The 15,347-nt window shown below is 35.6% G+C and carries 14 protein-coding genes, 1 rRNA gene and 1 pseudogene; 13 read left to right on the forward strand and 3 right to left on the reverse strand.

Features of this window, described 5'->3' with window-relative positions:
- The first annotated feature begins 15 nt into the window (after positions 1–15).
- Positions 16–699: a DnaA inactivator Hda gene (gene hda / locus A9G41_RS02195; protein ID WP_065580053.1), complete on the forward strand. Its 684-nt coding sequence runs from the start codon at positions 16–18 to the stop codon at positions 697–699.
- A 1-nt stretch (position 700) separates the two neighbouring features.
- Positions 701–1,480 (forward strand): Cof-type HAD-IIB family hydrolase, encoded by a 780-nt coding sequence (locus A9G41_RS02200; RefSeq protein ID WP_075539270.1) that lies wholly within the window; start codon positions 701–703, stop codon positions 1,478–1,480.
- Between the two features lie 23 nt (positions 1,481–1,503).
- Here A9G41_RS02200 and A9G41_RS02205 read toward each other — a convergent pair whose 3' ends face one another.
- The 3 genes from A9G41_RS02205 to tusB form a co-directional block, all read right to left on the reverse strand.
- Positions 1,504–2,610 carry an anhydro-N-acetylmuramic acid kinase gene (locus A9G41_RS02205; RefSeq protein ID WP_075539271.1) on the reverse strand — a complete coding sequence of 369 codons (1,107 nt, stop codon included), beginning with the start codon at positions 2,608–2,610 and terminating at the stop codon, positions 1,504–1,506.
- 4 nt (positions 2,611–2,614) lie between these two features.
- Entirely contained in the window at positions 2,615–3,178 is a 564-nt protein-coding gene (locus A9G41_RS02210) for a Sua5/YciO/YrdC/YwlC family protein (RefSeq protein ID WP_075539278.1), read from the reverse strand.
- A gap of 118 nt (positions 3,179–3,296) precedes the next feature.
- Positions 3,297–3,578 carry a sulfurtransferase complex subunit TusB gene (tusB, locus tag A9G41_RS02215; protein WP_065567295.1) on the reverse strand — a complete coding sequence of 94 codons (282 nt, stop codon included), beginning with the start codon at positions 3,576–3,578 and terminating at the stop codon, positions 3,297–3,299.
- 132 nt (positions 3,579–3,710) lie between these two features.
- Between tusB and tsaE the strand changes: the two genes are divergently transcribed.
- From tsaE to A9G41_RS02270, 11 genes and pseudogenes are all read left to right on the forward strand, one after another.
- A complete protein-coding gene (tsaE, locus tag A9G41_RS02220; RefSeq protein ID WP_065581566.1) occupies positions 3,711–4,184 on the forward strand; it encodes a tRNA (adenosine(37)-N6)-threonylcarbamoyltransferase complex ATPase subunit type 1 TsaE in 474 nt (157 codons plus the stop codon).
- Positions 4,185–4,246: 62 nt separating this feature from the next.
- A pseudogene (locus tag A9G41_RS02225) lies at positions 4,247–4,951 on the forward strand (N-acetylmuramoyl-L-alanine amidase); the annotation flags it as partial.
- A 20-nt stretch (positions 4,952–4,971) separates the two neighbouring features.
- Entirely contained in the window at positions 4,972–6,822 is a 1,851-nt protein-coding gene (mutL, locus tag A9G41_RS02230; protein ID WP_075539272.1) for a DNA mismatch repair endonuclease MutL, read from the forward strand.
- Positions 6,819–7,730, forward strand: a complete 912-nt coding sequence (miaA, locus tag A9G41_RS02235; protein WP_075539273.1) for a tRNA (adenosine(37)-N6)-dimethylallyltransferase MiaA — start codon at positions 6,819–6,821, stop codon at positions 7,728–7,730. Before mutL ends, miaA begins: the two co-directional genes overlap by 4 nt.
- Before the next feature lie 279 nt (positions 7,731–8,009).
- Positions 8,010–8,255: an RNA chaperone Hfq gene (gene hfq, locus A9G41_RS02240; RefSeq protein WP_065567290.1), complete on the forward strand. Its 246-nt coding sequence runs from the start codon at positions 8,010–8,012 to the stop codon at positions 8,253–8,255.
- Between the two features lie 20 nt (positions 8,256–8,275).
- Positions 8,276–9,571 (forward strand): ribosome rescue GTPase HflX, encoded by a 1,296-nt coding sequence (gene hflX, locus A9G41_RS02245; protein WP_065581570.1) that lies wholly within the window; start codon positions 8,276–8,278, stop codon positions 9,569–9,571.
- Between the two features lie 23 nt (positions 9,572–9,594).
- A complete protein-coding gene (gene hflK / locus A9G41_RS02250) occupies positions 9,595–10,827 on the forward strand; it encodes an FtsH protease activity modulator HflK (protein WP_075539274.1) in 1,233 nt (410 codons plus the stop codon).
- A 9-nt stretch (positions 10,828–10,836) separates the two neighbouring features.
- Positions 10,837–11,796, forward strand: coding sequence for a protease modulator HflC (hflC, locus tag A9G41_RS02255; RefSeq protein ID WP_075539275.1), 960 nt, complete (start codon positions 10,837–10,839; stop codon positions 11,794–11,796).
- 20 nt (positions 11,797–11,816) lie between these two features.
- Positions 11,817–13,115: an adenylosuccinate synthase gene (locus A9G41_RS02260; RefSeq protein ID WP_075539276.1), complete on the forward strand. Its 1,299-nt coding sequence runs from the start codon at positions 11,817–11,819 to the stop codon at positions 13,113–13,115.
- A gap of 92 nt (positions 13,116–13,207) precedes the next feature.
- Positions 13,208–14,389, forward strand: coding sequence for a formate-dependent phosphoribosylglycinamide formyltransferase (purT, locus tag A9G41_RS02265; protein ID WP_065581574.1), 1,182 nt, complete (start codon positions 13,208–13,210; stop codon positions 14,387–14,389).
- A gap of 302 nt (positions 14,390–14,691) precedes the next feature.
- Positions 14,692–15,347 (forward strand): 16S ribosomal RNA (locus A9G41_RS02270); the annotation flags it as partial.

Genomic DNA, 15,347 nt, shown 5'->3' on the forward strand with positions numbered 1-15,347 from the left:
TTACGAGGTTATTTTATTACTCTTTCGCAGTTGCCTTTACCTTTTTCATTACCCAATAATGAAACTTTTGATAGTTTTTATGTAGGCGATAATCGATTATTGTCTGATTCATTGCAATCCTTATTAGGTAAAGAGGGGTTTAATATCTTTTATATATGGTCGGTTAGCGCTGCGGGTCGAACGCACCTTTTACACGCATCAAGCCAAAACAAATTAGCTAGTTATATCCCGTTGAAGCAATATTATCATTTAGTACCTGAAATTTTACAGGGGTTAGATAATTATGATTTAGTCTGTTTAGATGATATTGATGCAATAGCAGGCCATAGGGATTGGGAAGAGGCTATTTTTGATTTATTTAATCGTTTGACTGAAAAAAATGTGAGTAAATTACTGATAACAGCAAGTGCACCTCCTAAACAAATTTCTTTTATATTACCTGATTTGGTTTCTCGGTTATCTTGGGGACAAGTTTATCAATTAAAAGAACTTAGTGACGATGATAAGCTTAAAGCTTTACAATTAAGAGCACAATTAAGTGGTTTTGAATTATCAACAGAAGTTGGGTTATTTTTATTAAAACGTGTTAACCGTGATATGCGCACATTGTTTTCTTTGTTAGAAAAGTTTGAAGTCGCAACGCTTGCACAACAACGAAAATTAACTATTCCTTTTATTAAACATATTTTGGATTTGTAATATGAATGAAAAACCTGAAGCTATCGTTTTTTTTGATTTAGATGGCACACTATTTAATAGTCAGATTGATATATTACCTAGTTCTATTGAAGCTATAAAAAAGTTAAAACAAAATAATATTACCCCAATGATAGCAACAGGCCGAACACCTTGTGAAGTTATTAATTTAATGAAAAGGACTCAGATTGATTCCATTGTTGGTATGAATGGGCAGGTTGTTTTATATAAAGGTGAAAAAGTTTTTACAAATGATATTGATAAAGAGGTGATAGCTAGAATATATCAATATTCTAAACAAAAAATGAATATTCCTTTATCTTTTTATAATGATGAATTGATGCGTGTATCAGCCCATAGTCAACCGGCTGAGAAGTTTTATCATTACCTTAAGCAACCCGTCCCTCCCGTTGATGATCAGATTTATTTAAAAGAACCTATCCAGATGTTGTTATTATTGTGTGAGGAAGGTGAATTGCATTATCGTGATGTTTTTCCTGAGCTAACTTTTATTCGTAATACGCCTTACTGTGTTGATGTTTTTAATCATGGAGGATCTAAAGGTTATGGTATTGCTCAGTTGCTTCAAACTAAGGGATTTTCTGATGTACCAACTTATGCATTTGGTGATGGTATGAATGATTTTGAAATGTTCTTAACTGTTGATCACCCTATTGCTATGGGAAATGCTGTTGATACGTTAAAAGGTAAAGCTGAATATATAACAGATACTAACAATAATGATGGGATAGCAAAAGCATTACAAAAATTTGGATTGATTTAATTAACTTTCATCTATTTTTTAGTTTATTGATAAATAACCCCCAAACAAACCGCTTGGTTTGCGCCAGTTACTTCAGGAATATTGGAGGGAAGATTATTTATTTTACAATAAGCAAGCCAAGCAAAAGCGATTGCTTCCATATCATCACCGTTTATGCCTTTTGTGTCTGTGGTTAATACTGACCATAAAGGTAATAATGCCGATAATCTTTGCATGATAAGCGGGTTTTTCGCTCCCCCACCGCAAACTAAAAGTTCACAAGGTAACGTGCTTTGTATCTTTAATTTATTAATTTCATTGGCAATGGATAAAGCAGTAAATTCAACCAGTGTTGCTTGAATATCTTGTGCTTTTAAATGTGTTCCTGCTAATTTTTTATGTAGCCACGGTAAGTTAAACAGCTCCCGTCCGGTACTTTTGGGAGCGGGCATTTGAAAATAGTCTTCTTTATATAAAAGGTTTAATAAGTCTTGGTTTATTTTACCTGTTTTTGCCCATAATCCATTTTTATCATAGTTTTTTCCTAAATACTGCTTTATCCAACCGTCAAGTAACACATTACCTGGGCCTGTGTCATATCCAATAACTGTATGATTAGGAATTAGTACTGAAATATTACTTATTCCGCCTATATTTAATATTACGCGATTTATATGTTTATTTTGCAATATAGCTTTATGGAAAGCTGGAACGAGTGGTGCGCCTTGCCCACCATAAGCCATATCTTTACGGCGAAAATCAGCAATAGTCGTAATGCCTGTTTTTGCGGCAATAATATTGGCATCGCCAATTTGTAGGGTAAATGGATTGTTACTGTTTGGTGCATGATAAATTGTTTGTCCATGACAGCCAATGGCTTTAATTTGTTTTTTATCTATCTTATTATTTTCTAAAAAGTTATTTATACTATTGGCAAAAAGTTTACCAAGCTTGTGATCTATTTCACCTAAATTTTGTAATGAGGTTTGCTTGGTTTCACACAATGTTAGTAAATGCTGTTTTAAATTGCTGGGTATTGGATAGCATGCACTTGCTATTGATTTAACTTTTTTTTCGGTAATATTCACTAAAGCTATATCAATTCCATCCATGCTGGTACCGGACATCACACCTATATATAAATTTTGCATAACGTTATCCTTGCCGAAAAATTTGACCTGTTTTAATGTCTTTTATTTGTGATGGCTGTGTACGGTGACCTGTTTCACCATCTAAAATAGGGAAATCTGAACCAAACTGTTTGGCAACTTCGATAGCTGTTTTACAAGGAGGATGAGCAGAAATGTTAGCACTAGTTGAAACTATTGGTTTGCCATAAAGATCACAAAGTCTACAAACGACAGGATGATTCGTGATCCGTATAGCAATAGAATCGAATTTACCGGTCAAAAAATATGGTGTATTTTCATTTTTAGGAAAAACCCAAGTAATGGGCTCAGACCAATTAGTAAGGGCTAACTTTTTTTGTTCGTTGGTGATAGTTGATTCATCTATATAAGGTATTAGTTGTTGGTAATGGCTAGCAATTAGAATCAACCCCTTATCTATTGATCGCTGTTTTAGTTGTAATAGTTTTAATACCGCTGATTCGCAATTGGGATCACAGCCTAGACCAAAAACAGCTTCAGTTGGGTAAGCAATCACTTCACCATTTTTTAAACAATTATTGATTTGCGATAGCGTTAATAAATTAGCCATTAAATTTAAATACAATCAGATTACAGTTAATATTTATATTAAACCTCAGTTTTAGGTTTGGCAAATGGGTATTATTTAGTTTTTAAACACCGCTAATGGTAAGCTTAATGTGCTGTTGTTATTCCCAATTTATCTGTGGGAAATAGCTAGCTGTTAGTTCAACAACTTGTTGCATATTAATAATTTTAAGTCTTGAATCGATAATATCATTTAGCCCACGAGCTTGAATATCGCTGTTGATGATATAACAATGCGCCGTTTTACTGATAATATCATTTAATAATGGAGTGTTTTTGATAGCTAGAACAACACCATTTTGCCAAAATAATATGGCATCTTGAGCGGATATTTGTTGTGGATCTAGAGCTAATGGATTTGCTGTTGAAATAGTATGTAACATTATTTTTCACTTTTTACAATGAAACGTAGGTTTTCCTGTAAGTTTTTTACAAAATCTAGGTTATCTTGTTTAGTACATCTTTAATGGTTATTAGTATATAATAAGAGATCATTATTGAGCAAAGAATTCATCATGAAACCGATTATTTTAACCAATGAGCACCAAACGATTTTGTTTGGTAGCAAACTTGCCAAACAGTGTTTAAACTATTTGTCTAAGCATGATGATACAATTGTTATCCATTTAATTGGCGATCTTGGCGCAGGAAAAACAACTTTTAGTCGCGGTTTTTTACAACAATTAGGCCATAAAGGTAACGTAAAAAGCCCAACTTATACATTAGTAGAACCCTATCATTTTGATAATTTTTCAGTTTATCATTTTGATTTGTATCGGCTTTGTGACCCTGAAGAATTAGAGTTTATGGGCATTCGTGAATATTTTGTTTCTCGATCGATTTGTTTAATTGAGTGGCCTGAGCGAGCAGGCGGTATCTTGCCTAATGTTGATCTCGAAATTCATTTGGCTTATTTAGCGCTTGAACGCACTGCTTGTGTACAAGCAAAAAGCGAAAAAGGCCAAGTGATTCTTAATTTATCACAATAAAAATAAACAATTAAAAGACAATGAAAAAACTACTTATTTTTTTTATGTTAGTACTGCTTTGTAGCTCTGCTTATGCAACCAAAGTTGTGATTGCTGTTGACGCGGGGCATGGCGGTAAAGATTCGGGCGCAATAGGACAAAATAAGTTATATGAAAAAGCAGTTACGCTTTCAATTGCTAAAAAACTGACCAACTTATTAAATAAAGATACTAATTTTAAAGGTGTACTGACTCGTGACAGTGATAATTTTATTTCTGTCTCGCAACGTTCAGAAATTGCTCGTAAAAATAAAGCTAATTTATTAGTTTCAGTTCATGCTGATGCTGCGCCAAATAGGAATGCAACGGGGGCTTCAATTTGGGTATTGTCAACTCAGCGTGCAGATACAGAGCTGGGGCGTTGGCTTGAAAAAGGTGAAAAACAGTCTCAATTACTAGGTGGTGCTGGTGATGCGCTTAGTGATGATCATGATCCTCATTTAAGTCAAGCAGTATTAGATCTACAGTTTTCTTATTCTCAACAAGTGGGATATCAGTTAGCAATGCAAGTCTTAAAAGCGATGAAAGGAACAATACCATTGCATAAATCTGTTCCAGAACATGCAAGTTTAGGTGTATTACGTTCGCCAGATATTCCATCAATTTTAGTTGAAGTTGGCTTTATCTCTAACGAGGATGAAGAAAGACTACTAAGTAATAATGCCCACCAAGAGAAAATCGCTAACGCTATTTATCAAGGTATCAAAAATTATATTAAACAAAATCCAAAATTTGGAGAACAGCATTAATGGCAATTCATATTTTATCGCCGCAATTAGCTAACCAAATTGCTGCAGGTGAAGTAGTAGAACGTCCAGCGTCAGTTATTAAGGAGTTAGTTGAAAATAGTCTTGATGCGGGTAGTACTCAAATTGATATTGACCTTGAGCAAGGTGGCTGTAAATTAATCCGTATTCGTGATAATGGTTGTGGCATTGCTAAAGATGAATTAGCGCTGGCGCTTGCTCGTCATGCGACAAGTAAAATCAGTAAATTAGATGATTTAGATGCTATTATTAGTCTTGGATTTCGTGGGGAAGCGCTTGCAAGTATAAGCTCGGTGGCTCGATTAACATTAACTTCACGTACTGTTGAACAATCCGAAGCGTGGCAAGTTTATGCAGAGGGGCGTGATATGAAACCGATCATTAAACCTGCTGCCCATCCTGTAGGATCGACTGTCGAAGTCCTTGATCTGTTTTATAATACACCGGCAAGACGTCGTTTTTTAAAAACAGAAAAAACTGAGTTTATGCATATCGAAGAGTTTGTTCGGCGTATTGCACTTGCACGACCTGATGTTACCTTTAATTTACAACATAATGGTAAATTGGTTAAGCAGTATCGTTCATCCACCCTTGAAAAAAGAGTCGAATTGGTGTGCGGGCGTGCATTTATGCAAAAAGCTGTCAAATTAGATTGGCAGCATGATGATTTACTCATTCAAGGTTGGGTCACCAGTAGTGAAAGTAGTGATTTGCAGTATTTTTATGTTAATGGGCGAGTCATCAAAGATAAATTACTTAATCATGCACTGCGTCAGGCTTACATCAGTCGTACTAATGAACAACAAAGCTATGTGGTGTTTTTACAGATAGATCCAAAACAAGTTGATGTTAATGTTCATCCAGCTAAGCATGAAGTGCGTTTTCATGAAGCAAGGCTTGTTCATGATTTTGTTTATCAAGCTATTGTAATGGCGCTTGGGTCAAATTTAACCGAAGTGGAAGAAAAAGTAACAATACCTCCTAATAGGCAAGCAGCTGGTGATAATATCTTTAACCAACAAACAGCACCAAAAATTTATCAAGCAAGTAGCCAGTTATCGAAAAAACCAAGCAATTATGCAAAAGAAAATGCGTTGTATGGTCAGTTGGTGAATGTTGATCTTGCTCAAGATGTGGAAAAATCGGAGCCGAAAAAAACGCTTTTATCGACAGAAGAACATGAAGTAACTGAGCCACAAAAAGCGGTTATCGAAGCTTTATTTCCTAAGCGAAATATACCATTACAATCATTACAACAACAGCTTGATAACTCATCATTAGTACAATTTGGTCGGGTGTTAACTGTTATTCAGCCCGATATAGCATTGCTTGAAAAGTTTGAAGATAATCAACAAAAACTCATGTTAATGAAATTGCCAATTGCGCAGCAAAAAGTTGTTGCAATTAAATTATTATCGCAAGACTCTGAGAAATTGCTTATTCCATTAACAATTTTAATTAATCATAAAGAGCAACAAATTGTATCTACTTATCAATCTCAGTTAAATTTTTTAGGTTTTGAGTTTTATATTGATAAAGCTAAATTGTATTTACAAAACGTGCCTAAAATGTTGCGAGCAATGAACTGGCAACAAATTTTACCTGCTTTAATTAGTTTTATCTCACCATCGGAAAAGGAAGTATTCAATCCAACTCAAATTGCTGCTTGGTTAGCTAACCAGTACTGTGATAGTTGTACTGAGATTTGGGGAGGATCTAAGGTAATTCAATTATTAGCACAGTTAGAGCAGATAGATATTAATTTGTTACAACAAGAATCATTTTTATATCCAATAGATATGCAATCTCTAACTCAATCAATTTTACTATGACTAAACCGAAAATTATTTCATTAATGGGACCAACGGCATCGGGTAAAACCGCATTTGCTATGGCGCTCTATGATCGTTATCCAATTGATATTATTAGTGTCGATTCAGCACTTATTTATCGTGGTATGAACATTGGAACAGCAAAACCAACTCAAGAAGAGCAACAAAAATACCCGCATAAACTAATTGATATTTGTGATCCAGCAGAGAGCTACTCAGCAGCAAATTTTAGGCATGATGCCATTGTTGAAATTGAAAAAACCTTAAAAGAAGGTCGGATTCCATTGTTAGTTGGTGGAACAATGCTTTACTTTAAGGCTTTGATTGAAGGCCTTTCACCGCTGCCAGCGGCCAATAGTGCAATTCGTGAGCAAATAGAGGAGAAAGCCAATAAATTAGGTTGGCAAGCTATTCATGAAGAGTTAAAAAAAGTTGATCCTGTTTCGGCTGAACGAATTCATCCTAATGATCCACAGCGCCTTAATCGTGCTTTAGAAGTCTATTTAATTTCAGGTAAAAGTTTAACTGAGCTTACACAAGAAAGTGGTGAGGCATTGCCATATGATATTATGCAGTTCGCTATTATGCCGCAAGATAGGGCACAATTACATGAGCGTATTGAGCAGCGTTTTTTACAGATGTTAGATCAAGGATTTGAGAATGAAGTAAAAGCGCTTATGCAACGATCTGATTTGCATTTAAATTTGCCCGCTATTCGTTGTGTCGGCTATCGGCAAATGTGGGAATATTTAAATGGTGATATAAGTTATGATGAAATGATATTTAAAGGTATTTGTGCTACACGACAATTAGCGAAAAGACAAATCACTTGGCTTCGTGGTTGGAAGCAACCTATTACATGGTTAAATAATGATAATATGGATTCAATTTTCCAAAAAATATTATGATTAGTAATCTTCATAGTGGTTTATAGTATATAATTGTAACATAGATAAATTTATGCAAAAAAATTATCTATTTTTTGTGTTTTTTTTATATTTTTGGTTTAAATTTATTAAAAATTTAGTTATTTGTGCATAAATTTTATATGATTGGTTCAAGAGAAGTGCTTTTTATGTTATTTTGGTAGATACTAGATGTATCTGAAATAGTATGTAAAAATACATTGATTATTTATAAGTGTATTTATTTTATCTTCATATAATTACTTTTTAAAGGATAAACTTATGTCAAAAGGGCAGTCATTACAAGATCCTTATTTAAATTTGCTTCGTCGAGAGCATATTCCTGTATCAATCTATTTAGTTAATGGTATTAAGCTACAAGGGCAAATTGAATCATTCGATCAGTTTGTTATTTTGCTAAAAAATACTGTAAGCCAAATGGTATATAAACATGCCATTTCGACGGTCGTACCTTCTAGACCTATTTCTGGACTCGTATCTCAGCCTGAAGAGGGAAGTGAAAGCTGATATTTCAGTGGAGATTCTGATTGTTTGAGCGATATAAAGGCGGTGAGACTGCCTTATTAGTCCATGTATTTTTCCCTCAAGAAAGTAATATTGAGGATCTTAAAGAGTTTGAAGTATTAGTTTCTTCTGCTCAAATAGAGATTCTCGATATTGTGACGACCTCAAGAAAATCGCCACAAGCCAAATATTTCATTGGTGAAGGTAAAGCACAAGAAATAGCTGAAAAAGTTAAACAACTTGGTGCTTCTGTTATTTTAGTCAATCATACTTTAACACCTTCTCAAGAGCGTAACTTAGAACAACTATGTAAATGCCGAGTTGTGGATAGAACAGGATTGATTCTTGATATTTTTGCCCAACGAGCTAGAACGCATGAAGGTAAATTGCAAGTTGAGCTAGCCCAGTTACAACATCTTTCGACACGATTAGTGCGAGGTTGGACTCATCTAGAACGGCAAAAAGGTGGTATTGGCTTACGTGGCCCTGGTGAAACTCAATTAGAAACTGATAGACGATTGATTCGCCAGCGTATTCAGTTAATTTTATCAAGGTTGGCTAAAGTTGAAAAACAGCGAAATCAAAATCGCCAATCAAGAAATAAAGCTGATCTATCAACAATATCTTTAGTTGGTTACACGAATGCCGGAAAATCGACACTATTTAATGCCTTAACAAAGGCTGATGTATATGCTGCTAATCAGTTATTTGCTACACTCGATCCAACGCTGCGACGAATCGTTGTTGATGATGTTGGTGAAGTTGTTTTAGCGGATACGGTCGGTTTTATTCGTCACTTGCCACATGATCTTATTGCGGCTTTTAAAGCAACACTACTTGAAACTCAAGAAGCCACTTTATTATTACATGTTGTTGACGCAGCGGATCCTAATTTATTGGATAATATGCATGCTGTTGATGAAGTCTTGCTTGAAATTGATGCTCACGAAATACCAACATTACTCGTTATGAACAAAATCGATTTAATTGAGGGTAAACAACCAGGTATTGATCGAGATGAAAATGGTATGCCAATTCGAGTTTGGGTTTCTGCACAAAATGGTTTAGGATTAGATCAATTATTTATTGCTTTGAAAGAAAGATTAGCTAAGCAAATTCAAGTTTGCCATTTAAGCTTGCCAGCTTGCTTAGCAAAACTAAGGAGCCGTTTATATCAGTTAAATGCGGTTGAACATGAACTTATTAATGAGGATGGTAGTTTTCATTTAGATGTGAGAATTCCCTCTATTGAATGGAATCGCCTCTGTAAACAAGAACCAGATCTGTTATACTTAATCAATAAGCAAAATAATAACTAATTGTTAAATGGAGCATATAATATATGGCGTGGAATCAGCCCGGAAATAACGGACAAAATAATGATCCATGGGGAGGCAATAACAAAAAAACACCCAATAATTCATTAGGTGATTTATTTGATAAAATTAAAGACCTCTTAAAGAAAAGTAATTCAGGTAACCATAATAACGGTTCATCAGGCATTAAATTACCGATGGATGCGTCGAAAATTGTTGGTGCTATAATAATTGTTCTTGCTCTTATTTGGGGAGGGAATGGGTTTTACACTATTAATCAAAGCGAACGTGGTGTTATTACCCGATTTGGTCAAGTTCAGCCCGAAATTATTCAACCTGGATTAAATTGGAGTCCACCATTAATAGACAAAGTGTATAAAGTTGATACACAAGGTACGCACAATTTTAATGTAAATGGGTTTATGATAACAACAGATCAAAATTTGGTCTTTGTTGAGATGAATGTACAATATCGTATCAACGATCCTATAAAATATTTATTTAAAGTCACTAATGTTAAAGACAGTCTACAACAAGCTGCAGATAGTGCTTTACGCACAGAAGTAGGCAGCTCAAGTATGGATGATATTTTAACTGATGGGCGTTCCGCATTAGAAACTCGCACTAAAGATGAGTTGGTTAATGTGATTAATCATTATGATATGGGAATTAGTATAGTGGATCTTAATTTCCAATCAGCTCGCCCTCCTGAAGCTGTAGAAGAAGCTTTTAACGATGCAATGAATGCTCAAGAAGATAAAAAGCGTGAAATAAATAAAGCGGCTGCTGAAAAAGTTAAGCAAGTTCAACAAGCAGAAGGTCGTTCTGCAAGAATTCTAGCAGATGCAAATGCTTATAAAGTTAAAGTAGAACTTGAAGCTGCTGGTGATGTCGCTCGTTTTGAAAAAATCTTACCACAATATAAGGCTGCACCAGAAATTACTAAAGAACGCTTATATATTGAAACTATGGAAAGAGTATTGGCTAAAACGAAAAAAATTTTGGTTAATGATAAAAGCGGAAATTTAATGGTATTACCTCTAGAGCAACTATTGAAAGATACAAATGAAAAGCATTCTGAACCAACGGTGTTATTAAATGAAAATAGTGAATATAATTCTAATATGGTGCTCTCTTCTGAAACAATAAAACATCAACCTCAGACGACACAAGAATTATCAAAAGAGGTTAATAGTAATACAAATAATACCATTAGCACCAGCAATAGTACGCGAACTGCGCGATTTATGGGAAGGTAAGGAGAAAGTATGCGCAAATTATTGATTCCTATAATATTGATTTTAATTGGTGTGTTTTTTTCTAGTGCTTATGTTATTGAAGAAGGAACTAGGGGGATAGTTTTACGATTTAATAAAATTATAAGATTATCAGATCCTGGATTACATTTTAAAATCCCTGGGATGGATAATGTAAAAGTTGTTGATGCTAAAATTCAAACAACAAATAGTTCTGATAATGTTGGTAAGGAACAAAAGTTTATAACACGTGAAAATAAAGATTTAGTTATTGATTATTTTGTACAATGGAAGATTGTTGATTTTAATCGATACTATGAAACTATTGCGGGCGGTAATAGTGTTGAAAACCTATTGCTTGCTCGGTTAAATGGCCGTTTAAGAGCCGAAGTTGGTAAATTAGATATCGTTGATATTATTAATGACACCAATAATAACTCTCGCAATTCTATTATGACACGTGTAAAAGATGCTTTAAATGGCACAGCACAAGAAGCGGTCAAAAGTGAATCTATTGAAGAGACTATTAGCGAGGTTGAAAAAGATTCTGAAAATAATAAAACTAGTATGAGATCTTTTGGTGTTGAAGTCATTGATGTCCGTATAAAGAAAGTTAATTTTCCTCAGGAAATATCTAATTCAATTTATGAAAAAATGAAAGCAGCTCGGAAAGTTGTCGCGCAAAACCAACGTTTCCAAGGGGTTAAAAAGGCTGATGAAATACGAGCAGAGACTACACTAGAAGTTACAAAGATTTTATCTGAAGCTGAACGCCAATCTCGATCTATTCGTGGTGAAGGTGATGCAAATGCAGCTAAACTTTATGCCGATGCTTTTGGTAAAGATATGGAGTTTTTTAGTTTTATTCGTAGTTTAAAAGCTTACGAACAAAGCTTTACAGGTCATGATATTTTGGTCATTAGTCCTGATAGTCAATTTTTTCAATATATGAAATTAAAATCTAATAAATAACAGAATGAGATAAATAATCTATGAGTAATAATGTTGTTGTGCTAGGAACACAATGGGGTGATGAAGGCAAAGGTAAAGTTGTTGATTTACTCACAGAAAAAGCAAAATATGTTGTTCGTTATCAAGGTGGGCATAATGCTGGTCATACATTAGTGATTAATGGTGAAAAAACAGTATTACATTTAATTCCATCAGGAATTTTACGCAATGATGTGATAAGTATTATTGCAAATGGTGTAGTACTTTGCCCTGATGCTTTAATGAAAGAAATGAAAGAGCTAGAAAATAGCGGTATTCCTGTTAAAGACAGGCTCCTTATTTCTGAATCATGTCCTTTAATTTTACCTTACCATATTGCGTTAGACCAAGCTCGGGAAAAAGCCCGTGGTAGCCAAGCAATTGGAACAACAGGGCGTGGTATTGGCCCTGCTTACGAAGACAAAGTAGCTCGGCGCGGGCTTCGAGTTGGTGATTTACGTGATCGCCAAGCTTTCGCTGAAAAATTACAAGAAGTTATGGAGTATCATAATTTTCAATTAGTTAATTACTACAAAGCAGAAGCAGTCGATTATCAAAAAGTTCTAAATGATACATTGGCAATAGCAGATATTTTAGTTTCTATGATTGCTGATATTCCCTCTCTTTTAGAAGATGCACGCAAAAAAGGTGAGAGAATTATGTTTGAAGGTGCACAAGGTACATTACTTGATATCGATCATGGTACTTATCCTTTTGTTACCTCTTCTAATACCACCGCTGGTGGCGTAGCAACGGGATCTGGTTTTGGCCCACGTTACGTTGGCTATGTATTAGGTATTGTTAAAGCTTATTCTACACGAGTTGGTGCTGGTCCATTCCCAACGGAATTATTTGATGAAACAGGAGAGTACCTTTGTAAGCAAGGTAATGAATTTGGGGCAACAACAGGCCGTCGTCGTCGTACAGGATGGCTTGATGCAGTTGCTGTTCGCAAAGCGGTACAACTTAATTCTGTATCTGGATTTTGTTTAACTAAACTCGACGTGCTAGATGGGCTTAAAGAGGTTAAGATCTGCATTGGTTATCAATTACCAAATGGAGATGTGATAAAAAATGCTCCAGCGTCTGCTGAAGAGTGGGGCTTAGTTAAGCCTGTGTATGAGTCAATGCCAGGCTGGAGTGAATCAACTTTTGGTGTTAAAAGTTATGATGCTTTACCACAAGCAGCGAAAGCCTATATAAAACGGATTGAAGAACTAACCGAAACACCAATTGATATTATTTCAACAGGGCCAGATCGAAGTGAAACTATGATTTTACGAGATCCATATTCAGTATAATTTTAAATTGAGAAAAATCGGGATAATTATCCCGATTTTTATTTTAAGCTTATTAATTAAAATACAGTGATATAAATCTATAAGAGAATATTATGGCAAAAATAGGAACACCATTATCATTAAGTGCAACAAAGGTATTACTTTGTGGTGCAGGTGAATTAGCCAAAGAGGTTGTCATTGAATTGCAGCGTTTTGGGTGTGAAGTTATTGCTGTTGATCGTTATGCTAATGCGCCAGCTATGCAAGTTGCACATCGTTCTCATATTATTAATATGCTAGACGGTGATGAGCTTAGAAAAATTATTGAGATAGAAAAACCTAATTATATTGTTCCTGAAATAGAAGCAATAGCCACCGATACTTTATTAGAATTAGAAAAAGAAGGATTTGTAGTTATTCCTACAGCTAAAGCGACGCAATTAACCATGAACCGTGAAGGTATACGTCGTTTAGCCGCAGAAGAACTCAAATTGCCAACTTCACCATATCGTTTTGCATTAAATGAAGCCGAGTATAAGCTTGCAGTTAAAGAAATAGGTTTCCCTTGTTTAGTTAAACCTGTAATGAGTTCTTCGGGAAAAGGGCAATCTTTAGTAAGAAGTGAAGCTGATATTGAATCTTCATGGAAATATGCACAAGAAGGTGGCCGTGCAGGTAGGGGTAAAGTTATTATTGAAGGTTTTGTTGATTTTGATTATGAAATTACGCTATTAACTGTTAGGCATATTAACGGGGTTTTATATTGTGAACCTATTGGCCACCGTCAAGAAAAAGGCGACTATCGAGAATCTTGGCAACCGCAGCAGATGTCAGCTAATGCATTATGTTTAGCTAAAAATATCGCTATGAAGATAACCGAAGCTTTGGGGGGATATGGGGTATTTGGTGTAGAGCTGTTTGTTAAAGGCGATCAGGTTTGGTTTAGTGAAGTATCACCAAGACCACATGATACAGGTATGGTTACATTAATATCACAAAACATCTCAGAGTTTGCATTGCATGCTAGAGCTATTTTAGGATTACCAATACCTTTAATTGAGCAATATGGTCCAAGTGCATCAGCGGTATTGTTAGCAAATGGTAACTCTGATCACATTACTTTTTCTAATTTGGACAAAGTATTAAATGTTCCAGGTACTGATTTACGCTTATTTGGTAAATCTGAAGTTAACGGAATAAGACGAATGGGAGTTGCTTTAGCTAAAGCAGCAACAGTAGAAGAAGCAATTAAAAAAGCGGTTAATGCAATTAATCAGCTAAAAATAACCTTCTAACCTTGTATTTTGACTAAAAAATATTCATTTGAAATGAAAAGAAAGAATTTTATGAAATAGGGGGTTGACGTGGGCAAGTGAAATGCGTAACATACTCAACCCTTGAGACAGCGAAGTAAATTAACGAAAAGTTAGTTGATTTAAAAAGGCTGTCAGCTCTTTAAAAAGAAGAAACAGACAATCTGTGTGGGCACTTGCGAGACGAAGAATGAAAAGTCTATGGACTTAAAAATTAAGTCTTGATAAGTGACACTGAAGATTCATTTGAATATGTCAGAGACAGTTATTGAGCATCAAACTTTAAATTGAAGAGTTTGATCATGGCTCAGATTGAACGCTGGCGGCAGGCTTAACACATGCAAGTCGAACGGTAACATGAGTGCTTGCACTTGATGACGAGTGGCGGACGGGTGAGTAAAGTATGGGGATCTGCCGAATGGAGGGGGACAACAGTTGGAAACGACTGCTAATACCGCATAAAGTTGAGAGACCAAAGCATGGGACCTTTGGGCCATGCGCCATTTGATGAACCCATATGGGATTAGCTAGTAGGTGGGGTAAAGGCTCACCTAGGCGACGATCTCTAGCTGGTCTGAGAGGATGGCCAGCCACACTGGAACTGAGACACGGTCCAGACTCCTACGGGAGGCAGCAGTGGGGAATATTGCACAATGGGGGGAACCCTGATGCAGCCATGCCGCGTGTATGAAGAAGGCCTTCGGGTTGTAAAGTACTTTCGGTGATGAGGAAGGTGTTGTATCTAATAGGTGCAACAATTGACGTTAATTACAGAAGAAGCACCGGCTAACTCCGTGCCAGCAGCCGCGGTAATACGGAGGGTGCGAGCGTTAATCGGAATGACTGGGCGTAAAGGGCATGTAGGCGGATAATTAAGTTAGGTGTGAAAGCCCTGGGCTCAACCTAGGAATTGCACTTAAAACTGGTTAACTAGAGTATT

Source organism: Gilliamella sp. Nev5-1 (assembly GCF_001690895.1).
In the GTDB taxonomy this organism is placed as follows: Bacteria; Pseudomonadota; Gammaproteobacteria; order Enterobacterales; family Orbaceae; genus Gilliamella; species Gilliamella apicola_C.

What these genes read in the sequence shown, in the direction of transcription:
- A9G41_RS02200 (WP_075539270.1), top strand. Translation starts at nt 701, where the DNA reads ATGAATGAAAAACCTGAAGCTATCGTTTTTTTTGATTTAGATGGCACA.
- A9G41_RS02205 (WP_075539271.1), bottom strand. Translation starts at nt 2,610, where the DNA reads ATGCAAAATTTATATATAGGTGTGATGTCCGGTACCAGCATGGATGGA.
- A9G41_RS02210 (WP_075539278.1), bottom strand. Translation starts at nt 3,178, where the DNA reads ATGGCTAATTTATTAACGCTATCGCAAATCAATAATTGTTTAAAAAAT.
- tusB (WP_065567295.1), bottom strand. Translation starts at nt 3,578, where the DNA reads ATGTTACATACTATTTCAACAGCAAATCCATTAGCTCTAGATCCACAA.
- tsaE (WP_065581566.1), top strand. Translation starts at nt 3,711, where the DNA reads ATGAAACCGATTATTTTAACCAATGAGCACCAAACGATTTTGTTTGGT.
- mutL (WP_075539272.1), top strand. Translation starts at nt 4,972, where the DNA reads ATGGCAATTCATATTTTATCGCCGCAATTAGCTAACCAAATTGCTGCA.
- miaA (WP_075539273.1), top strand. Translation starts at nt 6,819, where the DNA reads ATGACTAAACCGAAAATTATTTCATTAATGGGACCAACGGCATCGGGT.
- hfq (WP_065567290.1), top strand. Translation starts at nt 8,010, where the DNA reads ATGTCAAAAGGGCAGTCATTACAAGATCCTTATTTAAATTTGCTTCGT.
- hflK (WP_075539274.1), top strand. Translation starts at nt 9,595, where the DNA reads ATGGCGTGGAATCAGCCCGGAAATAACGGACAAAATAATGATCCATGG.
- hflC (WP_075539275.1), top strand. Translation starts at nt 10,837, where the DNA reads ATGCGCAAATTATTGATTCCTATAATATTGATTTTAATTGGTGTGTTT.
- A9G41_RS02260 (WP_075539276.1), top strand. Translation starts at nt 11,817, where the DNA reads ATGAGTAATAATGTTGTTGTGCTAGGAACACAATGGGGTGATGAAGGC.
- purT (WP_065581574.1), top strand. Translation starts at nt 13,208, where the DNA reads ATGGCAAAAATAGGAACACCATTATCATTAAGTGCAACAAAGGTATTA.